This is a genomic window from Actinomadura sp. NPDC049382 (assembly GCF_040677125.1).
GTDB lineage: Bacteria > Actinomycetota > Actinomycetes > Streptosporangiales > Streptosporangiaceae > Spirillospora > Spirillospora geliboluensis.
Genome location: NZ_JBFARO010000019.1, coordinates 17748 through 41220 on the forward strand (window position 1 = coordinate 17748; position 23473 = coordinate 41220).

The 23473-nt window shown below is 74.9% G+C and carries 7 protein-coding genes; 2 read left to right on the plus strand and 5 right to left on the minus strand.

The genetic code is table 11. The annotated features are described in order from the left end of the window. Window positions 1-7 precede the first annotated feature (7 nt). The 3 genes from AB0K34_RS14760 to AB0K34_RS14770 are packed head-to-tail and all read right to left on the minus strand — an operon-like array spanning window position 8 to window position 20426. Window positions 8-6283, minus strand: coding sequence for an SDR family NAD(P)-dependent oxidoreductase (locus tag AB0K34_RS14760; protein WP_364548721.1), 6276 nt, complete (start codon window positions 6281-6283; stop codon window positions 8-10). A 29-nt stretch (window positions 6284-6312) separates the two neighbouring features. Next, window positions 6313-19908, minus strand: coding sequence for an SDR family NAD(P)-dependent oxidoreductase (locus tag AB0K34_RS14765; protein ID WP_364548724.1), 13596 nt, complete (start codon window positions 19906-19908; stop codon window positions 6313-6315). 11 nt (window positions 19909-19919) lie between these two features. After that, the gene (locus AB0K34_RS14770; RefSeq protein WP_364548727.1) at window positions 19920-20426 is read right to left on the minus strand and encodes a hypothetical protein; all 507 of its coding nucleotides are present in this window, start codon (window positions 20424-20426) and stop codon (window positions 19920-19922) included. 163 nt (window positions 20427-20589) lie between these two features. Between AB0K34_RS14770 and AB0K34_RS14775 the strand changes: the two genes are divergently transcribed. Then, window positions 20590-21789: a nucleotide disphospho-sugar-binding domain-containing protein gene (locus tag AB0K34_RS14775; protein ID WP_364548730.1), complete on the plus strand. Its 1200-nt coding sequence runs from the start codon at window positions 20590-20592 to the stop codon at window positions 21787-21789. Window positions 21790-21828: 39 nt separating this feature from the next. Here the strand turns inward: AB0K34_RS14775 and AB0K34_RS14780 are convergent, their stop codons facing one another. After that, on the minus strand, window positions 21829-22233 hold the full coding sequence (locus tag AB0K34_RS14780; protein WP_364548732.1) for a MerR family transcriptional regulator: 405 nt from the start codon (window positions 22231-22233) through the stop codon (window positions 21829-21831). A 73-nt stretch (window positions 22234-22306) separates the two neighbouring features. On the opposite strand from AB0K34_RS14780, the gene AB0K34_RS14785 reads away from it, so the two are divergent. After that, the gene (locus AB0K34_RS14785; RefSeq protein ID WP_364548734.1) at window positions 22307-23167 is read left to right on the plus strand and encodes an NAD(P)-binding domain-containing protein; all 861 of its coding nucleotides are present in this window, start codon (window positions 22307-22309) and stop codon (window positions 23165-23167) included. A gap of 30 nt (window positions 23168-23197) precedes the next feature. Here the strand turns inward: AB0K34_RS14785 and AB0K34_RS14790 are convergent, their stop codons facing one another. Then, the gene (locus AB0K34_RS14790; RefSeq protein WP_138638774.1) at window positions 23198-23470 is read right to left on the minus strand and encodes a hypothetical protein; all 273 of its coding nucleotides are present in this window, start codon (window positions 23468-23470) and stop codon (window positions 23198-23200) included. Between the last annotated feature and the right edge of the window lie 3 nt (window positions 23471-23473).

The window sequence follows — 23473 nt, forward strand, 5'->3', positions numbered from 1 at the left end:
CCCTTCGTCACAGTTCGTTGTCGATGAAGCTGAAGATCTCCTCGTCGCTGGCCGCGTCGAGCGCCGCCGCCGGATCGGACGGCGGCCCCTCGGCGGACTCGGCGGGGTCCTCAGCGGCGGCTCCGGCGAGCTCGTTGAGCCGGAACAGGAAGTCCTTGAGGCGGCCGGTGAGCCGGTCGCGCAGTTCGGCGTCGGGCGGGGCGGCGAGCACCCCGGCCTCCAGCCGCTCCAGTTCGGCGAGCGCGGCGGGGGCGGCGGCCTCCTCGGCGGGAGCCAGCGCATCCGCCAGGTGCTCGGCGAGTTCGACCGGCGTCGGGTGGTCGAAGATCAGCGCTGCGGGCAGGCGGCGGCCGACGGCGGCCCCCAGCCGGTTGCGCAGCTCCACGGCGGTCAGCGAGTCGAAGCCCGTGTCCTTGAACGCCGTGTCGGGATCGACGGCGTCACCGTCCGCGTGTCCGAGGACTGCGGCGGCCTCGTCCCGCACCAACTGGAGCAGTGCCTCCGTGCGGCGTGCCGGGGGAAGCGCCGCCCAGCGCGCGTCCGCCGTCCGCCCGTCCCGGACGGCCGGGCTGCCGGTGGCGGCGGCGCGCGACGGGCGGCTGCGGACCGTGCCGCCCGTCAGCGCGGGCCCGAGCCGGGCCGGGACCACGGTCGCCCGCGCGGACGGGACGGCCCGGTCGAACAGCGCGAGCCCGTCGTCCGGCGACATCGGCAGGATGCCCGTGCGGGCCATGCGGTCCCGGTCGGCGGCGGACAGGTCGCCGGCCATCCCGCCCGGCTGCTCCCACAGGCCCCAGGCCAGCGAGACGGCGGGCAGGCCGCGCACGCGGCGCTCGTGCGCGACGGCGTCCAGGGCGGCGTTGGCCGCGGCATAGGCGGCCTGGCCCGCGTTGCCGAGCGTCCCGGCCAGCGAGGAGAACAGGACGAACGCGGCCAGGTCGGCCCCGGCGGTGAGCTCGTCCAGGTGCCGGGCGGCCGTGGCCTTGGCGGCCATGACCCGGTCGAGCCGGTCCGGGGTGAGGGACGCGAAGGGCCCGTCGTCCAGGACGCCCGCCGTGTGCACGACGCCGGTCAGCGGATGCTCGGCCGGGATCGCGTCCAGCGCCGCCGCGAGCGCGTCCCGGTCGGAGACGTCGCAGGCGGCGACCGTCACCGTCGCGCCCAGCTCGCCTAGCGCCGAGGTCAGCTCGGTGGTGCACCCGGCGTCCGGGCCGCTGCGGCTGACCAGCAGCAGGTGCCGGACGCCGTGCACGGCCGCCAGATGCCGGGCCACGAGCCCGCCCAGCGCCCCGGTGCCGCCCGTGACGAGCACCGTGCCCTCGGGGTCGAACGGCGCGGGGACGGTCAGCACCACCTTGCCGATGTGCCGGGCCTGGCTGACGAACCGGAACGCCTCCGGCGCCCGGCGCACGTCCCAGGCGGTGACCGGCGGCGGCGCCAGCACCCCGCGCTCGAACAGCCCGACCAGGTCGGTGAGCATGCTCTGCACCAGGTCGGGGTCGGCGTCGGCGAGGTCGAACGGCCGGTAGTCGACGTCCGGATGTCCGGCCGCCACCTCCTCGGCGGAACGGAGGTCGGTCTTGCCCATCTCCAGGAAACCGCCGCCGCGCGGCAGCAGCCGCAGCGACGCGTCCACGAAGTCCCCGGCGAGCGAGTTCAGCACCACGTCCACGCCCTCGCCGCGCGTGGCGGCCTTCACGTCGGCCTCGAAGCCGAGCGTGCGCGAGTCCGCGAGGTGGTCGCCGTCGAAGCCGAGGGTCGCCCGCAGCACCGCGTGCTTCCCGGTGCTCGCCGTGCCGAAGACCTCGGCGCCCCAGTGCCGGGCGAGCTGGACGGCGGCCATGCCGACCCCGCCCGCCGCGGCGTGCACCAGCAGCCGCTGCCCGCGCCGCAGACCCGCCAGCTCCTTCAGCCCGTAGTAGGCGGTGAGGAACACCACCGGCACGGTGGCGGCCTCGGCGAAGGTCCAGCCGGACGGCATCCGGGTCACGCACCGCCGGTCGGCGACCGCGACCGGTCCCATCGCGCCCGGGAACAGGCCCATCACCCGGTCGCCGACGCCGATCCCGGTGACGTCCGCGCCCACCTCGGTCACCACGCCCGCGGCCTCGCCGCCGATCGACACCGCGCCCGGATACATGCCGAGCGCCATCAGGACGTCCCGGAAGTTCAGCCCGGCGGCGCGGACCGCGATCCGCACCTCACCCGGCCCCAGCGGACGGACGGCCTCGGGCGCGGGGACCAGCGCCAGTCCGGTGAGCGCGCCCGGCTCGCCGGCGTCCACCCGCCAGGCGGGCGTGTCCGCCGGTGGCACCAGCTCCGCGTCGTCGGCACCGGAGCTGAGCCGCGGCGCCAGGAACGCGCCGTCCCGCAGCGCTAGCTGCTCCTCACCGGTCGCGAGCAGCAGGGCCACCGGCACCGCATCGAGGTCGCCGTCGATGTCGATGTCGGCCAGGACGATCCGGCCGGGCTCCTCCCGCTGGACCGCGCGGACCAGACCCCACACACCGGCGGCGCCGGGATCGGTGATCCGCTCGCCCTCGCGCGCCGCGACGGCGTGCCCGGTGACGACCACGAGCCGCTCGTCGGCGGGCGGCTCAGCGGCCAGCCAGTCCTGGACGAGCGTGAGCGCGTCGTGGACGCCGTCGGGTCGGACGATCTCGTACGGGCCCGTGGACGGCTCCGGCGGCACCGCGACCGGCACCCAGTCCAGGCGGTACAGGGGGTCGTCGACCTGGAGCACCGCGGCCAGCCGGCCGGGCGTCACGGGACGAACGGTCAGCGACTCGACCGTGGCCACCGGCATGCCCGTGGTGTCGGCGAGGGTGAGTGACCACGCGTCGGGACCGACCGGCGACAGTGTCACCCGCACATGAGCGGCGCCGACCGCGTGTAGGGCGACCCCTGACCACGCGAACGGCAGCACGACCGCACCGGGCTCTGTGCCCGGCGCCAGACCGAGCGGATGCAGCGCGGCGTCCAGCAGCGCCGGATGGATGCCGAAGCCACCGACCTCGCCGGGCAGCTCCACCTCGGCGTGCAGCGTCGTCCCGTCCCGCCAGACCGCGCGCAGCCCTTGGAACGCGGGACCGTAGTCGAGGCCCAGCTCGGCCAGGACTTCATAGGGGTCCGTCTCGACCCGCACGGCACCAGGCAGCGGCCAGACCGTCGTGGCGTCGGGTACGTCAACCTCTGGCGCGTCCTGTGTGAGCACACCAGTCGCGTGCTCCACCCACGCCGCATCAGGCCCGGACCGCGAACGGACGGAACACGACCGCCGACCGTCCTCACCCTCTGCTCCGACGGTGATCTGGAGGTGGGTGTCGTGGTCTTGATGGAGCACGAGCGGGGTCTGGAGCGTGAGGTCGTGGATGTGCGGAGTGTCGGCGGTCTCTGCGGTGTGCAGGACGAGGTCGAGGAGAGCGGTGCCGGGGAGCAGCGTGTGGTTGTGGACGGTGTGGTCGTGGAGCCACGGGTGGTCGTGGGTGCTGATGCGTCCGGTGAAGAGGTGCCCGCCGTCCGGGAGGTCGGCGTGCGCGTGGAGGAACGGGTGGTCGATCGTGTCGAGCCCGAGGCCGCGCGCGTCGCTGAGAGTGGTGGAGGCATGGAGCCAGTAGGGGTGGCGTTGGAAGGCGTAGGTGGGCAGGTCGGTGGGTTTACCGGTGACGACGTTGTCCCAGTTGGGGGTGACCCCGTGGGTGTGGAGTTCGGCTAGCGCATCGACGGCTGCGTGTACTTCGTTGGTCTTGGGCTTTTGTGCGGCGGTGATGCTGGGCTCTGGATCGGTGAGGCCGCTGTTCTGGGTGAGTTTGGTGAGGGTGTTGTCGGGTCCGATTTCGAGGTAGTGGGCGATCTGGTGTTGCTGGTGGAGGGTCGTGACGGCGTGGTGGTAGTCGACGGTGTTGCGGATGTGGTTGGTCCAGTAATCAGGTGTGGTGATGTCGCCGGGGTTGGTCGTGGTGATCGGAATCTGCGGTGCGTGATAAGTGATCTGCTCGGCAGCCTCCCGGAATTCCTTCAATACCGGTTCCATGAGGGGTGAGTGGAAGGCGTGGCTGACGTTGAGGGTTTTGGTTTTGCGGCCTTGGTCGGTGAAGTGTGCGGCGACGGTGTGGGCTTGGTCGTGGGCGCCGGAGATGACCAGGGAGTGAGGCGTGTTGATGGCGGCGATGCTGAGCTGGTCGGTCAGGTGCGGCTGGAGCTCTTGGGCGGTGGCTTGGATGGCGATCATGGCGCCGGTGGCGGGGAGTTGCTGCATGAGGTGGCCGCGCACAGTCACCAGGTGGGCGGCGTCGGGGAGGGTGAGGGTGCCGGCGATGTGGGCGGCGGTGATTTCGCCGATGGAGTGTCCGGCGAGGTGGTCGGGCCGTAGGCCCCAGTGCTCGTAGAGCCGGTAGAGCGCGGTCTCGAACGCGAACAGGGCGGGTTGGGCGTTCCCGGTCTGGTGTAGATCGGGACTGTCGCTGAACATCAGCTCTTTCAGGCCATCGGGAAGGTACTGCATGGCCTCATCGACAGCGTCCGCGAAGACGGGGAAGCTCTCGTAGAGTTCGCGTCCCATGCCCGGGCGTTGGCTCCCCTGTCCGGTGAACAGAACCGCGAGTTTTCCGCTGCGAGCCTGCTGCACGGTGATTTTGGCAAGCCCTGCCAGCATCTCCTCACGGGAGGGCCCGACAACGGCCGCACGATTATCGAAATGCACCCGAGTTTTCGCCAGTGAATAGGCGATATCGCCGATGTTCAGTTCAGGGTGTTCGTGGATGTGTTCGGCGAGGCGGGCAGCCTGATCCCGCACGGCCTGTTCGGTCTTGCCCGACAGCACCCAAGGCACGATCACCGGCTCAGGTGCGTCCACCGGCTCCTCGGCCTCCCCGTCGGCGGCCTCCAGGATGATGTGGGCGTTCGTCCCGCTGATCCCGAAGGACGACACTCCGGCGCGGCGCGGGTGGTCGGTTTCCGGCCAAGGGGTGTTCTCCGTCAGAAGGGAGACCGCGCCCGATTCCCAATCGACGTGCGGGGACGGCTCGTCCACGTGCAGCGTCTTGGGCAGGACGCCTTCCCGCATGCCCATGACCATCTTGATGATCCCGGCGACCCCGGCCGCCGCCTGCGCATGCCCGATGTTCGACTTGACCGACCCCAGCCACAGCGGCGCGGCGCCGTCCCGTCCCTGCCCGTAGGTGGCCAGCAGCGCTTGGGCCTCGATCGGGTCGCCCAATTTGGTGCCAGTCCCGTGTGCTTCGACCGCGTCGATCTCCTCGGTGGTGAGTCCGGCGTCGGCCAGGGCAGCTCGGATGACGCGTTGCTGCGACGGTCCGTTCGGTGCGGAGAGTTGGCTGCTCGCGCCGTCCTGGTTGACCGCGCTGCCGCGGATCACCGCGAGGATCCGGTGCCCGTTCGCCTGCGCGTCCGACAGCTTCTCCAGCAGCAGCAGGCCGGCGCCTTCGCCGAGGATCGTGCCGTCCGCCGCCGCCGCGAAGGCTTTCACGCGGGCGTCGGCGGCGAGGCCGCGCTGACGGCTGAACTCCAGGAAGCTGGCCGGGGTCGCCATGACGGTGACGCCGCCCGCGAGGGCCATGTCGCACTCGCCGTTCCGCAGTGCCTGCGCGGCCAGGTGGACGGCCACGAGCGACGATGAGCACGCCGTGTCGACCGTGACCGCCGGGCCCTCCAGCCCGAACGTGTACGCGACCCGCCCGGACGCGACGCTGTAGGCGCTGCCCGTGCCGAGGTACGCCTCGAACTCCTCCGGGGGACGGTGCCAGAGCCGGCCGCCGTAGTCCCCGTACATGACGCCCGCGAAGACGCCCGTCCGGGAACCGCGCAGCGTCCCCGGGTCGATCCCGGCCCGCTCGAACGCCTCCCAGGCGGTCTCCAGCAGCAACCGCTGCTGCGGGTCGATCGCGAGGGCCTCGCGCGGGCTGATGCCGAAGAATGCCGCGTCGAAGTGGTCGGCGTCCTCCAGGAAGCCGCCCTCGCGGACGTAGCAGCGGCCCGCGGCGGCGGGGTCGGGGTCGTACAGGTCGGCGTCCCAGCCGCGGTCGGCGGGGAAGGGGCGGATCGAGTCCCGCCCCTCGGCGACCAGCCGCCACAGCCCCTCCGGGGAGTCCACGCCGCCGGGGTAGCGGCAGCTCATCGCCACGACCGCGACCGGCTCCGGTCCGGCGGCGGCCTCCGCGAGCCGCCGCCGGGTCCGGTGCAGCTCGGTCGTCACCCGCTTCAGGTAGTCGCGGAGGCGTTCCTCGGCGGAGGCCGGAGGCGTGGACGACTCGGAAATGGACATCGGCGGCTGACCCTTCGCACTGGCGGACATCAGGTGATTCCGAGCTCCTTGTCGATGAAGTCGAAGACCTCGTCGTCGGTGGCGGACTCGATCCGGGCGCCGACCGCGGCGGCCGGGTCGGCGCCGGTCAGCTTCAGCAGGAAGTCCTCGAGGCGGGCGGCGAGTTCGGCGCGGGCCTCGCGGGTGACGGCGGGCAGCAGCGGCTCCAGCCGGCTGATCTCGTCCAGGACGGGCTGGGCGCCGGCGGCCTCGCGCGGTGCGAGCCGTTCGCCGAGGTAGCCGGCCAGCGCCGCCGGGTCGGGGTAGTCGAAGCCCATCGTGGCGGGCAGCCGCAGGCCGGTCGCGGCGGCCAGGCGGTTGCGGAGCTCCACCGCGGTCAGCGAGTCGAAGCCCATGTCCAGGAAGCCGCGCTCGGGGTCGACGCGGTCCGGGGAGCCGTGCCCCAGGACCACGGCGGCCTCGCCGCGCACCAGCGCGAGCAGCTCGGCGCGGCGCTCCGCCGCGTCCAGCCCGGCCAGCCGCCGTGTCAGGCCGCCGTCGCCGGTCGCCGCCGCGCGTCCCGCCGGTACGCGGACGAGTCCGCTCAGCAGCGGCGGCAGCAGACCGGCGGCGGCCTGCTCGCGCAGCCGCGCGCGGTCCAGCCGCAGCGGCACGGCCACGGCCTCGTCCAGCGCGAGCGCGGCGTCGAAGGCGGCGAGCCCGGCGGCGGTGTCCAGCGGGGCGAGGCCGGTCCGGGCGAGGCGTGCCCGGTCGGCGCCGCTCAGGTCGCGGGTCATGCCGGTGTCCTGCTCCCACAGCCCCCAGGCGAGCGAGAGGGCGGGGAGGCCGAGCGCCCGGCGGTGCGCGGCCAGCGCGTCGAGGTAGGCGTTGGCGGCGGCGTAGCCGCCCTGCCCCGCCGTGCCGAGCACCCCGGCGGACGAGGAGTACAGGACGAAGGCCGATAGGTCGCGGTCACGGGTGAGCTCGTGCAGGTTCCAGGCGGCGTCGGCCTTCGCCCGCAGCACGCCGTCCACCTGACCGGGGCTGAGCGACATGGCGGTGCCGTCGTCGCGGACCCCGGCGGCGTGCACCACCGCCGTCAAGTCCGGCAGCCCGGCGAGCAGCGTGGCGAGCGCGTCCCGGTCGGCGGCGTCGCAGGCCGCGACCGTGACCTCGGCGCCCGCCGCGGCCAGCTCGTCGCACAGCTCGGCGGCGCCCGGTGCGGTCGGGCCACGCCGGCCGGCCAGCACCAGCCGCCGGGTGCCGTGGCGCTCCACCAAGTGGCGGGCGAGGGCGCCGCCCAGCGTCCCGGTGCCGCCGGTGATGAGCACCGAGTCGAAGGAGGGGGCCGCGCCGCCTCCGTCCGGCGGCGCGGCCCGGACCAGGCGCGGCACCCGGACGGCACCGTCCCGCAGCGCCAGTTGCGGTTCGTCTCCGGCCAGCGCGGCGGGCAGCGCCACAGCGGACGCGTCCGTCCCGTCGAGATCGACGACGGTGACCCGGCCCGGGTGCTCGCTCTGGACGGACCTGGCCAGACCCCACACCGCGGCGGCGGACAGATCCGGCTCGCCGGTGGTCGCGACCGCGTCCCGGGTCACCAGAACCAGCCGGGAGCCGGTGAAGCGGTCGTCGCCGAGCCAGCCCTGCAGCAGCGCGAGCGCGTCCCGCACGGTCGCGTGCACCTCGCCGCCGCTGATCGGGACGAGGACGGCCGAGGGGACCGGGGCGCCCGCGTCCACGGCGGCGCGCAGCTCGTCGAGGCCGGAGTGCGTCCGTCCCGCGAGGCCGCCGAGCCGCAGGGCCGCGCGGGCCGCGTCGCCGCCGACCACCGCCCACGCCCGGCCCGGTGCGGCGCCGCCCAGAATCGGGGCGGCGACCCAGTCGACCCGGTGGAGCACGCCGCCGGCGTCCCCGGTCGGACGCAGCCGCTCGGGACTGATGGGCCGGATCACGAGGGACTCGACCGTGGCGACCGGACGGCCGTCCGCGTCGGCTGCCTCCAGCGAGACCGACTCGTCGCCCGTCTGAGTGAGGCGCACGCGGAGCGCGGTGGGCGCGGCCGAATGGCACGTCACGCCCGTCCAGGCGAATGGCAGCGGCACGCCATCGGCGCCCTGGCTCGCGGCCGGGCGCAGGAACACCGTGTGCAGGGCGGCGTCCAGCAGTGCGGGGTGAAGGAGATGGCCGCCTGTGTCGAGGTCTGCGCCTAGTTCAACCTCGGCGTAGACGTCGTCGGCGCGGCGCCAGGCGGCGCGCAGACCTTGGAAGGCGGGACCGTAGCCGAGGCCCTGGTCGAGCAGCGTGTCGTAGAGGTCGTCCACGGCTACCGGCTCGGCATCAGGCGGCGGCCACGCCTCGGTGTTCTGCGGCCCCTTCACAGCCGAGAGCGGGGCCAGGGTGCCGGTGGCGTGCTGTTCCCACTCGGCGTCCTCGGCACCGGACGGCCGGGACCGGACGGTCAGCGCCCGCCGGCCGTCCGCACCGGACGGTGGCCCAGCGAGCATCTGCACCTGAACGCCGCCGCCCTCCGGGACGACCAGCGGCGTGTGCAGTGTCAGGTCGTCCACGCGCCCGCATCCGGTGCGCGCCGCGACGTGCAAGGCCAGGTCGGCGAGCGCCGCCCCCGGCAGCAGCACCACGTCCAGCACCCGGTGGTCGGCCAGCCACGGGTGGTCGTCCTGCGAGAGCCGTCCGGTGAACAGCCGTCCGCCGTCCGGAAGCTCGGTCGCGGCGGCCAGCAGCGGATGGTCCTGCGGGTCGAGCCCGGCCGCGGAGACGCCCGCCGCCGCGTCCGTCTCGGGCGGCGCGTCCAGCCAGTAGGGCCGGTGCTGGAAGGCGTAGGTGGGCAGCTCCGGCACCGGCTCGCCGTCCCGCCCGGCGAAGAGCCGGTCCCAGCGCACCGGCAGGCCGTGCGCGTGGGCCTGGGCGAGCGAGGTGAGCAGGCGGGACGCCCCGCCGTCGTCGCGCCGCAGCGTGCCGAGCGCGGCGGCGCCGGAGCCCGCGTCCTCGGCGGTCTCCTCGACCGGCCCGGTCAGCACCGGATGCGGGCTCGCCTCGACGAACAGGCCGTGGCCGTCCGCCAGCAGCAGCCGGACGGCCTCCTCGAACCGCACCGGCCGCCGCAGGTTCCGGTACCAGTAGGCGGCGTCGAGTTCGGCGGTGTCGATCCGGGCGGCGGTGACGGAGGAGTAGAACGGGACCGCCGGAGCCTGCGGCCGGACGTGCGCGAGTTCGGCGAGCAGCCGCTCCTCGACCGCCTCCACGTGGTGGCAGTGGGACGCGTAGTCCACCGGGATCGTCCGGGCCCGGACGCCCGCGCTCCGGCAGTCCGCGACCAGCCGCGCGACCGCGTCCGGGTCGCCCGCGACGACGGTGGCGGACGGGCCGTTGACCGCCGCGACCCGCACCTCCTCGTACGCGCCCGCGAGCATGTCGCGGACCCGCGCGGCGGGCAGCGGCACCGCCGCCATCGCGCCCGTCCCGGCGAGCGCGGTGATCGCCCGGCTGCGGATCGCCACCACGGCGGCGGCGTCCTCCAGGCTGAGCGCCCCGGCGACGTGGGCGGCGGCGATCTCGCCCTGGGAGTGGCCGAGCACCGCGTCCGGGCGGATGCCGCACGCCTCCCACACCCGGGCGAGCGAGACCATCACGGCGAACAGCGCGGGCTGCACGACATCGACCCGCTCCAGCGGGGGTGCATCCGGAGCGCCGCGCAGAACGTCCTCCAGCGACCAGTCGACGTGCGGGGCCAGCGCTTCGGCGCAGGCGCGCATGTGCCGGCGGAACAGCGGCGAGGCGTCCAGCAGCTCGACCGCCATGCCCTCCCATTGCGAGCCCTGGCCGGGGAAGACGAACACGGTCCCGCCGGACGCGCCTGCGGCGGCCGTGCCCCGGACGAGCGCGGTGGCGGGGTCGTCCCGGATGAGCGAGTCCAGCGCGTCGCGCAGGACGTCGGGCGTGCTGCCGACGATCACGGCCCGGTGGTCGTGGTGGGTGCGCGCGGCGAGGGCCCGCCCGACCGCCACGGGGTCGGCCGCCGCCGGGTCGGTCTCCGTGGTGATGAAGTCCAGGAGGCGGGCGGCCTGGTCGCGCAACGCGTCCGGGCTCTTGCCGGAGAGCAGCCAGGGCGTGACGGCGTCCGCCAGGACGGCGGGGGCGTCGTCGCGAGTAGCCTCGGCGTCCGCCGGCGCGGGCGGCGGTGGGGACTCCAGCACGACGTGGGCGTTGGTGCCGCTGACTCCGAACGACGAGACGCCCGCCCGGAGGGGACGGTCCGCCTCCGGCCACGGGACCGGCTCGGTGAGCAGCCGGACCGCGCCCGCCGCCCAGTCCACGTGCGAGGTCGGCCGGTCCACGTGCAGCGTCCGGGGCAGCACGCCCGCCCGCATCGCCATGACCATCTTGATCACCCCGGCGACGCCCGCGGCGGCCTGCGCGTGCCCGATGTTCGACTTGACCGACCCGAGCCACAGCGGACGGTCGTCCGGCCGGTCCTGCCCGTAGGCGGCGAGGAGGGCCTGGGCCTCGATCGGGTCGCCGAGCGTGGTCCCGGTCCCGTGCGCCTCCACGGCGTCGACCTCGTGCGGGGCCACCCCGGCGGCGGCGAGCGCGGCGCGGATCACCCGCTGCTGCGACGGACCGTTCGGCGCGGTCAGCCCGTTGCTGGCGCCGTCCTGGTTGACCGCGCTGCCGCGCACCACGGCGAGGACGCGGTGCCCGTTGCGCCGCGCGTCCGACAGGCGCTCCACCAGCAGCATGCCGATCCCCTCGGAGAAGCCCGTGCCGTCGGCGGCGTCCGCGAACGGCTTGCACCGGCCGTCGGGCGCGAGGCCGCGCTGCCGGCTGAACTCGATGAACGTCATCGGCGTCGCCATGACGGTGACGCCGCCGGCGAGGGCCATGTCGCACTCGCCGTTCCGCAGCGCCTGCGCGGCGAGATGCAGGGCGACCAGGGAGGACGAGCAGGCCGTGTCTACCGTGACCGCAGGGCCCTCGAAGCCGAACGTGTAGGCGACCCGGCCGGACGCCACGCTGCCGTGGCTCCCGTTGCGCAGGTATCCCTCCAGCTCCTCGGGGGCCGTCCGGAGCCGCGCGCCGTAGTCGCCGTACATCACCCCGGCGAAGACCCCGGTGCGGCTGCCGTGCGCCGTGTCCGGGTCGATCCCGGCGTGCTCGAACGCCTCCCAGGTGGTCTCCAGCAGGAGCCGCTGCTGCGGGTCCGTGGCCAGGGCCTCGCGCGGGCTCATCCCGAAGAAGTCGGCGTCGAACAGCTCGGCGCCGTCGAGGAACCCGCCGTGCCGGGTGGTGCTGGTGCCCGGCCGGTCCGGATCCGGGTCGTAGAGCTCCTCGACGTTCCAGCCGCGGTGCTCGGGGAAGGCGCCGATGGCGTCCCGGTCCGCCGCGACGAGCCGCCACAGGTCCCGGGCCGAACGGACGCCTCCGGGGAAGCGGCACGCCATGCCGACGATCGCGATCGGCTCGTCGGCCGCCGCGGACGCGGCGGTGGGTGCGCGGTCCTCCGCGCCGCCGATCAGTTCCGCTCGCAGGCGCGAGGCCAGCGCGGCGGGGGTCGGGTGGTCGAAGACCAGCGTCGCCGGGAGCCGCAGCCCCGTCGCCGCCGTCAGCCGGTTGCGCAACTCGACCGCCGTCAGCGAGTCGATGCCCAGCTCCTTGAACGCGCGGTCGCCGTCGGCGCGCTCGCCGGGCGCGTGGCCGAGCACCGCCGCCGTGTGGGTGCGGACCAGATCCAGCAGCGTGCGCTCCCGCTCTTCGGGGGAGAGCGCCGCCAGCCGCGCCGGCCAGTCCGCCGGGCCGGTCGCGCCCGTCGCGGTGCGGCGCGCGGGCGTGCGGACCAGGCCGCGCAGGACGGCCGGGATCCCGGCGCCGTCCCTGCCACGGAACGCCTTGGCGTCGATCCGGGCCGGGACCGGCACGGCCGTGTCGGTCGTCAGCGCGGCGTCCAGCAGCGCCAGCCCCTGGTCGGTGGGCAGCGGCAGGACGCCGCCGCGCGCCATCCGCGCCAGGTCGGCGGCGTCGAGGTGGCCGGTCATGCCGCTCGCCTCCGCCCACAGGCCCCAGGCAAGCGACCGCGCCGGCAGGCCCTCGGCGCGGCGCTGCTCGGCGAGCGCGTCCAGGAACCGGTTCGCGGCGGCGTAGCCGGACTGGCCCGGCGTGCCGACCGTCCCGGCCACAGACGAGAACAGGACGAAGTCAGCCAGATCCAGGTCGCGGGTCAGCTCGTGCAGGTGCCAGGCCGCGTCCGCCTTCGGACGCAGCACCGTGTCGAGCCGGTCCGGGGTGAGCGCGCCGACAACGCCGTCATCGAGCGTCCCGGCCGCGTGCACGACGGCGACGAGCGGACGGTCGTCGGGCACCGCGCCGAGGACGGCGGCGAGCGCGTCGCGGTCGGCCGCGTCGCAGGCGGCGAACGTCGCGGCGGCGCCGTGCGCGGCGAGTTCGGCCTCCAGCTCCCGCGCGCCGGGCGCGTCGGCGCCGCGCCTGCTGAGCAGCAGCAGGTGACGGACGCCGTGCTCGGCTGCCAGACGGCGTGCCACCAGCCCGCCGAGGGTGCCGCTCGCTCCGGTGATCAGGACGGTTCCGTCGCCGAACCGGGGAAGCGGCTGCGTGCCCGGCGCCGTCCGGACGAGCCGTGGTGCTCGCGCACCGCTGCCGCGCAGGGCGAGCTCCGGCTCGCCGGTCGCCAGCGCCGCCGCTGTGTTCTCGGCATCCTCGGCATCGAGCAGGACGAACCGGCCGGGGTTCTCCCGCTCGGCGGAACGGACCAGCCCCCACACCACGGCGGCGGCGGGATCGGGGGTCTCGTCCGGAGACACGGCCACGGCCCGCCGGGTGTGCACCACCAGCCGCGACTCGGCGAAGCGGTCATCGGACAGCCAGCGCTGCACCGCCTCAAGGGCGGCGTGAGCAGCCGACCGCGCCGCGTCGGGCGGGGCGGTCTCGGGTGCTGCGGTCGGGGGTGTGTAGAGGACGAACTCCGGGACGGCCGCGTCCGACGGGATGACGTCCTCGAACAGGGCCACCGCGACGGTGTCGTTCTCGGAGGTCTCGACCGGCGTCCAGGCGATCTCGTAGAGCGCGTCGGACGTGGCGGGGGCGATCTCGTCCAGCCGCACCTGGCGCGTGGTCAGGGCCCGCACCGCCGCGACCGGGTTGCCGGAGGTGTCGCTGAGCAGCACCTCGACCGTGTCGTCCGACAAGGGAGACCAGCGGACGCGCACCGCCGCCACCCTGGAACCGGAACCGTGCAGCAGGACCCCCGACCAGGAGAACGGCAGCGCGACCTGGCCCGGCCCGCCGGACCCCAGCGGCCCGCCGAGCGCGAGCGCGTGCAGCGCGGCGTCGAGCAGCGCGGGATGGACACCGAACCGGGCCGCGTCGGCGGTCTGCTCCTCGGCGAGGATTGCCTCGGCGTAAACGGTGTCGCCGACCTTCCAAGCGCTCTGGAGCCCCTGGAAGGCGGGACCGTACTCGTAGCCGTCCTCGGCCAGCCGCTCGTACAGGCCGGACACCGGGACCGGGGTCGCGTCCGGCGGCGGCCAGGCGGCGAGCCGGTCCGGTCCCGCGTCCCCGGCCGGGGCCTCGACCGCGAGGACGCCGGTCGCGTGCCGCGTCCACGGCTCGTCGTCGTCCGCGCCGCCGCGTGCGTGGACCGCGACCGACCGCCGCCCCGCCTCCTCCCGACTCACGGTCACCTGGATCCGGACCTCGGCCCCGTCCGGCAGCGCCAGCGGCGCCTCCAGGGTCAGATCGTCGATCTGCGCGCACCCCGCCCGCTCCGCCGCGCACGACACCAGCTCGATCAGCGCGGCCCCGGGCAGCAGCACGGTGCCCGCCACGGCGTGGTCGGCCAGCCACGGGTGCGCCGAGGTCGAGACCCGGCCGGTCAGCACCAGCCGTCCGTCATCGGCGAGGTCCAAGGCGGACGTCAGCAGCGGATGGTCCAGACCGTCGAGCGAGCCGCCGCCCGCTGACGCGTCCAGCCAGTAGCGGTTGCGCTGGAACGGGTAGGTCGGCAGCTCGCTCTTGACACTCCCGGCGCGGGGAGCGCTGAAGGCAGGTGCCCAGTCCACCTCGACGCCGCGGACGTGCAGCTCCGCCAGGGACGTCAGCATCCGTTCCATGCCGCCGTCGTCGCGCCGCAAGGAACCGGCGACCACGGTGCCCGCGGGCCCGCCGCCGAGCGCGTCCGCGATGCCGGTGGTCAGTACGGGATGCGGGCTGACCTCGACGAACACCCCGTGACCGGCGTCCCGCAGCGCCCGCACGGTGGGCTCGAACAGCACCGTCCGGCGCAGGTTGGTGTACCAGTACCCGGCGTCCAAGGTCGCGGTGTCGACCGGCTCGCCGGTGACGGTCGAGTAGAACGCGACATCGGTGGAGCGCGGTTCGATCCCGGCGAGCGCCTCCGCCAGCGCCTCCTCGATGGCCTCCACGTGGGCGGAGTGCGAGGCGTAGTCCACCGGGACCGTGCGGGCGCGCACCCCTCCGGCCTCGCAGTCGGCGACGAACGCGGCGACCGCGTCCGGGGCGCCGGAGACGACCGTGGCGGCCGGCCCGTTCACCGCGGCGATCTCCAGCTGCCCGGCCCGGTCCTCCAGCCGCGCCGCGACCTCGGCGGCGGGCAGCGCGACCGAGGCCATGCCGCCCGTCCCGGCCAGCGCCGTGAGGACCCGGCTGCGCAGCGCCGCCACCTTCGCGGCGTCCTCCAGCGACAGCGCGCCCGCGACGCACGCCGCCGCGATCTCGCCCTGCGAGTGCCCGACGACGGCGTCCGGGCGGACGCGGAAGGACCGCCACAGCGCGGCGATCGAGACCATCATCGCGAACAGGGCCGGCTGGACGACGTCCACCCGGTCCAGGCCGGGCGCGCCCTCGGCCTCGTGCAGCACGTCCAGCAGCGACCAGTCCACGTGCGGGGACAGCGCGCGGTCGCAGTCCTCCATCCGGGCGCGGAAGACCGGCGAGGACGCCAGCAGCTCGCGGGCCATCCCCGCCCACTGGGCCCCCTGCCCGGGGAACACGAACACCGTCCGGCCGGGAGCGCCCGCGATGCCCCGGAGGGCCCCGGCGCCCGCGTCGCCCGCCGCCAGCTCCGCCAGCCCGGCCGCCGCCGCGTCCCGGTCACCGGCGACGACCACGGCGCGGTGCTCGAACGACGCGCGGCCGAACGCCAGGGACCGGCCGAGGTCGTCGAGGTCGAGGTCCCGGCCGGGGTCGGCGACGAACGCGCGCAACCGCTCGGCCTGCGCGCGCAGTGCGCCCTCGGAACGCGCCGAGACCGTCAGCGGCACCGGGCCGCCCGGCCTCCCGTCCTCCGGAGCACCGCCCGCGGCCGCGTCCTCGGGGGCCTGCTCGACGATCAGGTGGGCGTTGGTGCCGCTGATCCCGAACGACGACACCCCGGCGCGGCGCGGCCTGTCGGCGTCCGGCCAGGGCGCGGCCTCGGTGAGCAGCGACACCGCGCCCGCCGACCAGTCCACGTGCGGGGTGGGCTCGTCCACGTGCAGGGTCTTCGGCAGGACGCCCTCCCGCAGCGCCATCACCATCTTGATGACCCCGCCCACGCCCGCGGCGGCCTGCGCGTGCCCGATGTTGGACTTGAGCGAACCGAGCCGCAGCGGACGGTCCGCGGGCCTGCCCCGCCCGTAGGCGGCGAGCAGCGCCTCCGCCTCGATCGGGTCGCCCAGCGCGGTGCCCGTCCCGTGCGCCTCGACCGCGTCCACCGTGTCCGGCGCGAGGCCCGCGTCGGCGAGCGCGGCGCGGATCACCCGCACCTGCGACGGTCCGTTCGGCGCGGTCAGCCCGTTGCTGGCGCCGTCCTGGTTGACGGCCGAACCGCGCAGTACGGCGAGGACGGGATGGCCGTTGCGGCGGGCGTCGCCGAGCCGCTCCAGGACCAGCATCCCCGCGCCCTCCGCCCACGCGGTGCCGTCGGCGGCGGCGGCGAACGCCTTGCACCGGCCGTCGCGGGCCAGCCCGCGCTGCCGGGAGAACTCCACGAACATCCCCGGCCCGGCCATGACCGCGACGCCCCCGGCGATCGCGAGCGAGCACTCGCCCTGCCGGAGCGACTGCCGCGCCAGGTGCAACGCCACCAGGGAAGACGAGCAGGCCGTGTCGACCGTGACGGCCGGCCCCTCCAGCCCGAGGGTGTAGGCGATCCGGCCGGACGCGACGCTCGCCGTCCCGCCCGTGAGCAGATGGCCGTCCAGGCCCGCCGGCGCCTGGTGCAGGGGCGGCCCGTAGTCCTGCGACATCGCGCCGACGTAGACGCCGACCGGCGTGCCGCGCAGCGCGCCGGGATCGATCCCGGCCCGCTCCAGCGCCTCCCACGAGGTCTCCAGCAGCAGCCGCTGCTGCGGGTCCATGGCGGTGGCCTCGCGCGGGCTGATGCCGAAGAAGGCCGGGTCGAACCGGTCGGCGTCGTGGAGGAACCCGCCCTCCCGGACGTAGGACCTGCCGTGCGCGTCCGGGTCGGGGTCGTACAGGCCGGGAAGGTCCCAGCCCCGTCCCGCCGGGAAGCCGCCGATCGCGTCGCCGCCGTCCAGCACCAGCCGCCAGAGCTCCTCGGGGGAGCCGACCCCGCCGGGGAAGCGGCAGCCCATCCCGACGACGACGATCGGGTCGGAGTCGTCCGCCGCCGGCACGGCCGCGGCCGCGTCGCCGACCGGCTCGCCCGCCAGTTCGGCGCGCAGGTGCCGAGCCACGGCGGCGGGGGTGGGATGGTCGAAGAGGAGCGCGGCGGGGAGCCGGAGCCCGGTCGCGGCGCCGAGCCGGTTGCGGAGCTCCACCGACGACACCGAGTCGAAGCCGAGTTCCTTGAACGTCCGGGCGGCGTCCACGGCGCCGGGCGCGGAATGCCCGGCGATGACGGCGATGTTCGCGCGGACGAGGTCAAGCAGATCGTGCTCCGAGGCGGTCTCCTGAGCCGCCTCCACGACCACCGGACGGGCGGGAGCCTCCAGCGGAGCCGCTGCCGTGGGCGTGGTCTCGTCCGGCCAGTACCGCTCGCGGTCGAAGGCGTAGGTGGGCAGGGCGACCCGGCGGACCTCCCGTCCGCCGAAGACCGAGGCCCACGCCACCGGGACGCCGTGGACGTGGAGCCGGGCCAGCGCCTCCAGCATCTGCTCCCACCCGCCGTCGTCGCGGCGCAGCGAACCGACGACCACGGGGGACGCGTCCGGCTCCGCTGAAGCGTCCTCCCATGTCTCCTGCACGCCCGCGGTGAGCACGGGGTGCGGGCTCGCCTCGACGAAGGCCCGGTGGCCGTCCTCGGCGAGGGCCCGCACCGCCCGGTCGAACAGCACCGGCCGGCGGAGGTTGGCGTACCAGTAGGCGGCGTCCAGCTGCGCGGTGTCGATCCGCCCACCGGTCACCGTGGAGTAGAAGGCCACCTCCGACTCCCGGGGCGTGATGCCCGCGAGCGCCGCCAGCAGGTCGTCCTGGACGGGCTCGACGTACGGGGAGTGCGACGCGTAGTCCACGGGCACCGTCCGCGCGCGGACGCCGTCGGCCTCGCACGCCGCGACCAGCGCGGCGACCGCCTCGGCGTCGCCGGACACCACCGTCGAGCGCGGGCCGTTGGCCGCCGCGACCGCGAGCCCCGGACCGAGGCCCGCGAGGCGGGCTTCGGTCTCGGCCCGGGACAGCGCGACGGCCGCCATGCCGCCGCCGCGGGGCAGCGTGGCGAGCGCCCGGCTGCGCAGCGCCACCACCTTCGCGGCGTCCTCCAGCGACAGCGCGCCCGCGACGCACGCCGCCGCGATCTCGCCCTGCGAATGGCCGACCACCGCGTCCGGCGCCACGCCGAGCGACCGCCACAGCCCCGCCAGCGCCACCATGACCGCGAAGAGCGCGGGCTGGACGACGTCCACCCGGTCCAGCGGCGGCGCGCCGGGGGCCTGCCGCAGGACGTCGATGAGCGACCAGCCGTCGGTGTGCGGGGTGAGCGCCTCGGCGCAGCGCTCCAGCTCCCCGGCGAAGACCTCGGAAGAGTCGAGCAAGTCGACGGCCATCCCGGCCCACTGCGAGCCCTGGCCGGGGAACACGAACACGGTCTTGCCGGGGTCGGAGGCGGTGCCCTCGGTCAGGCCGCCGGCCGGGAGCCCGCGCGCGAGCGCGTCCAGGCCGTCCAGCAGGTCATCGCGACCCCGCCCGACCAGCACCGCGCGGTGAGCGAAGGACGTCCTGGTGGTGGCCAGCGACCATCCCACATCGCCGAGCGCGGACGCCGGCCCGCCGCCGGCGTGCTCCCGCAGCCGCGCCGCCTGCGCCCGCAGCGACCTCCGGCTCGCCGCCGACAGCACCCACGGCGTCCACTCCGGCGGGACCGCCGCCGCAGGTCCGGTGTCCGCGACGGCGGACGTCTCCGCACTCGTCGCGCCGAGCAGGACGTGGCAGTTGGTGCCGCCCATGCCGAACGAACTGACCCCGGCGACCGGCGTCCCGGACGGCCAGTCCTCGGGCTCGACCTGGACGGTCAAGTTGGCGGCATCGAGGTCGATCGCGGGGTTCGGCGAGGCGAAGTTCAGGCTGGGCGGCAGGAACCGGTGCCGCAGCGCGAGCGCCGTCTTGATCAGGCCGGCGATGCCCGCCGCCGCCTCCAGATGCCCGATGTTGGTCTTCACCGAGCCGACGCGCAGCGGATCGCCCGGCGTCCGGGCCGAGCCGAGCGCGCGCCCGAGCGCCGCCGCCTCGATCGGGTCGCCGACACGGGTTCCGGTGCCGTGCAGCTCCACGTACTGGACCCCGGCCGGGTCGACGTCCGAGTCCGCGCAGGCCCGGCGCACCACCTCGGCCTGGGCGTCGCGGCTCGGCACGGTCAGCCCCGGCCCGTCGCCGTCGTTGTTGACCGCGCTGCCGAGGACCGTGCAGTAGATGGCGTCGCCGTCCGCGAGGGCGCGGGCCAGCGGCTTGAGCACCACGATCCCGGCGCCCTCGCCGCGCACATAGCCGTCGGCGCGGGCGTCGAAGGTGCGGCACCGCCCCTCCGGGGACAGCCCGCCGAACAGCTCCGAACTCCTCGTGCTCTCCCGCAGCACCGCCAGGTTGACGCCGCCGGCGAGGGCGAGCGAGGACTCGCCGCGCCGCAGGCTCTGCACCGCAAGATGCACCGCGACCAGGGACGACGACTGCGCGGTGTCCACCGTCATGCTGGGCCCGCGCAGCCCGAACGCGTACGAGAGCCGGTTGGCGATGACACCCCGGTTCATGCCGGTCATGGAGTGCCGGTTCATCGCCGCGCCGCCGTCCCGGTACAGCAGCGCGGCGTAGTCGCCCCACGTCGCGCCGACGAAGACCCCGGTGGCGGTGCCCGCCAGCGACGCCGGAACGATCCCGGCGTCCTCCAGGGCCTCCCAGCCGAGCTCCATCACGAGCCGCTGCTGCGGGTCCATCGTCGTCGCCTCGACGGGGGAGACGCCGAAGAAGCCGGCGTCGAAGCGGTCGATGTGCTCCAGGAAGGCGCCGTGGCCGCCCGGACCGTCCACCGGACGTCCGCCCCAGCGGTCCGCGGGCGCCCGCGAGACGGCGTCGCGGCCGTCGCGGAGCAGGCGCCAGAAAGCGGCCGGGTCGGGGGCGCCGGGGAACCGGCAGGCGATGCCTACGATCGCGTACGCGTCGTCCATGTCGTCGTGTCTCAGCCGCAGAGCCGGTAATTCGTCTCGTAGACGTTCTGGCCGTCCCGCTGCTCGACGAGCCGGAACGTCCGCGTCCCGAACTTGCCCGCGTAACGGCCGCTCTTGCCGACCGCGCTGAGCGTCAGCACCTTGCCTTCGAGCGCCTGGCTGATGGACGTGATCCCGGTGGCCCGGATCGTCCCGTCGCCGTAGACGTCGGTGCTGTCGACCCACTGCAGGTTGTCCAGCACCACGGGGATCAGCTTCGCCGTGCCGTCGGCCGTGCCGACCTTCGCGCCGGACGCGTCGAAGAACTCGTCGTGGAACGTCGAGACGTCCCCGAGGCTCGGCCCCGGAGGCGCGACGTCGGTCCGGTCCACGATGGTCACGACCTCCGTGAGACCGGTGATGTTCACGCAGTCCCACCGCTTGCTCTCGGCGTGCGCGGCGGACCCGGCGCTCACGCAGGCGAGCGCCGTCAACGTCGTGAGCGCGATGGTCCCCGGCTTCCGCACGGACGGCCGCATGGCGGTTCCCTTCTTCGGTGTGCTGGTCGCTGTTCACCCTCCGGACGCGGCCTTAAGCCCACCTAACGCATGACTTGGCGGTCCCCGCATGGCCGTGCTTTGCCGGTGCTTAAGAACGCGCTGGTGTGCTCGGGCCACCCTCATTCCGGGGAAGGGAGAGACCGTGCGGATCCTGTTCACTCCGCTGGCCGGCATCGCGCATTACTTCCACCTCGTCCCGCTCGCGTGGGCGTGCCGCGCCGCCGGGCACGAGGTGCGGATCGCGGCCCGGCCCCCGGTGGACGCCGTGGTCCGCTCGGGCATGCCCGTGCTCCGCGCCGGCGGGCGCTACGACTTCACCGCCGGGCTCGCCGAGGCCCACCAGGGCATCCAGCGCGAGATCGGCCGCGCGCCCCGCCCCGGCGACCTCGCCGCGCTGCCCCCGGAGACGGTCCGCCGGCTCCGCCACGCCCGGCTCGCGCCGCACGTGCGGGCCGCCGAGGACATGGCCGAAGACCTGGTGCCGTTCGCCCGCACCTGGCGGCCGGACGTCATCGTGACCGTCCCGATCGTGCTCGCCGCCCCCCTCGCGGCCGCGGCGTCCGGCGCCCGCCTCATCCGCCACCTGTGGGGCCCGGACATCTCCCGGCACGCCGGCTTCCCCGGCCTAGGGGCGCCCCCTGCCGAATGGCCGCCCGACCTGGTGCGCCTCTACGAGCGGTACGGGGTGGAACCCCAGGCCGACCACGCCCTGCGCAACATCGACCCGTGCCCGGCGTCCCTGCAGATCCAGGTCCCCGACCGGATACCGGTGCGCTACACGCCGTACAACGACAACGCCGAACTGCCCGGCTGGCTGGTCGAACCCCCGCGCCGCCCCCGGGTGTGCGTCACCTGGAGCACCGTGAACACCCAGCTCGTCGGCTCCGACGGCTACCTGGTGCCGGAGATCCTCAAGGCCCTGGAGAGCCTCGACGTGGAGATCGTGGCGACCATCCCCGAACGCGACCACGCCCTGGTCGGCGAACTGCCCGCCGGCGCCCGCCTGGTCTCCGGCCTCCCGCACGACCTGCTGCTGCCGAGCTGCGACGCGGTCGTCCACCACGGCGGCGCCGGCACCCTGCTCACCGCCGCCCGCCACGGCGTCCCGCAGCTGGTCATCGCCCCGGTCGCGGACCAGATCTTCAACGCCCAGCGCCTCGCCGCCACCGGCGCGGGCATCGGCATGATCGCCGACGAGACCGCCGCCGACGCCATCAAGGCCGCCGCGACGACCGTCCTCACCGAACCCGCCGTCCGCGCGGCCGCCACCCGCCTCCAAGCGGAGATCCTCGCCCAGCCGGCCCCCACCGACCTCGTCCGAACCCTGGAAGACCTGACCTGACCCAGCCGCCGGGCACCGCGTGCCCGCACGAAAGGCCGTTCAGGCGGGGACGGGGGCCTGGCAGTCGTCGAAGGGCGGGTAGTTCTCGGCGGCGGTTCGTTCGGCCGCGTCGATGTAGTCGGCGAGGGCGTCGCGGGACTGCGCGAGCCTGGTCATCTGCTCGTCCAGGCGCTCCAGCCGCGACCGCATCGCGGTCAGCAGTTCAGGGCATCCGAGCAGCTCCGGGGCCTCTCCGACCGCGCAGGGCAGCAGGTAGGCGATGTCCTCGGACGACAGGCCGGCACCGAGCAGATGCCGGATCTCCCTCACCCGCAGCACGGCGGACTCGTCGTACTCGCGGTAGCCGTTCGCGCGGCGGTCCGCCGCCAGCAGGCCGCGGGCCTCGTAGTAGCGCAGCTGGTGGGCGTTGACGCCCGTCCGCCGGCTCAGTTCCCCGATCCGCACCCAGACCTCACTTGACTCTCACACCGGTCTCAACGTTGACGATGCTGCCATGGACAGCAGAACCGATACACGTGTGACGATCATCGGACTCGGGCTCATGGGCCGGGCGCTGGCCAGTGCCTTCCTGAAGGCCGGCCATCCCACCACGGTGTGGAACCGTACGGCGGCCAAGGCCGCCCCACTGGTCGCCGAGGGCGCGCAACTCGCACCCACGGTGGGCGACGCGGTCAAAGCGGGGAGCCTGACGATCATCTGCCTCACCGATTACCGAGCCGTGCGCGAGTCGCTCGACGCGGACGGCGTCGAACTGGACGGCGCGACACTGGTCAATCTGACCTCGGGCGACTCCGCCGAGGCCCGGGAGACCGCCCACTGGGCCGCGCAGCGCGGTGCCGGATATCTGGACGGCGCCATCATGGCCGTCCCACCGGCGATCGGGACGGCCGAAGCCGTGATCCTGCACAGCGGACCGCAGCCGGAGTTCGAGGCGCACCGGCCGGTGCTCGAAGTGCTCGGCACCGTGACCTATCTCGGCGACGACCCCGGACTGGCGTCCCTGTACGACGTGGCCGGCCTGGCCATGATGTGGAGCGTCCTGAACGCCTGGCTCCAGGGCACCGCCCTGGTCAGGACGGCCGGCGTCGACGCCGCGACGTACGCGCCGTTCGCGCGGCAGATCGCCGAAGGCGTGGCCGGATGGCTCCCCGGCTACGCCGAACAGGTCGACGCCGGCTCCTTCCCGGCCGAGGTATCGGCCCTGGAGACCGACGCGGCGGCGATGACCCACCTGATCAAGGAGAGCGAGGCGGCGGGCGTCAAGGCCGAACTGCCGAAACTCTTCAAGGCGATCGCCGACCGCGCGATCGCCGCCGGCCACGGCGCCGAGCAGTACCCCGTCCTTATCAAGGAGTTCACCACCCCCCACCACGACTGACCGCCGCCGTCGGGGCTCGTGCTCTCCGGCTCAGGTGTGCGAGGCGCGCGGAGGCGGAGTGACGGGACGCGCGGTCGATCTGGACAGGGTGTTCAGGTGGGTGGCGGCGGCTGCCAGGTCGGTGGCGGCGGTTGTGGCGGCCGTTATGTGGGCTTCGGCGGTGGCGGTGAACCATGGGGGTGTCGCCGGGTCGTCCTTGAGGCGCTGGACCAGGGCGCGGAGGCGGGCCGTGGCGTGTTCGACGGCCTCGGCGTCGGAGCGCAGCAGGGCGGCGGAGTCGGCGACCGAGCGGCGGGCGGGCAAGGC

Coding starts and splice junctions, on each gene's coding strand:
- AB0K34_RS14765 (WP_364548724.1), bottom strand. CDS start 19,908: ATGGACGACGCGTACGCGATCGTAGGCATCGCCTGCCGGTTCCCCGGC.
- AB0K34_RS14770 (WP_364548727.1), bottom strand. CDS start 20,426: ATGCGGCCGTCCGTGCGGAAGCCGGGGACCATCGCGCTCACGACGTTG.
- AB0K34_RS14760 (WP_364548721.1), bottom strand. CDS start 6,283: ATGTCCATTTCCGAGTCGTCCACGCCTCCGGCCTCCGCCGAGGAACGC.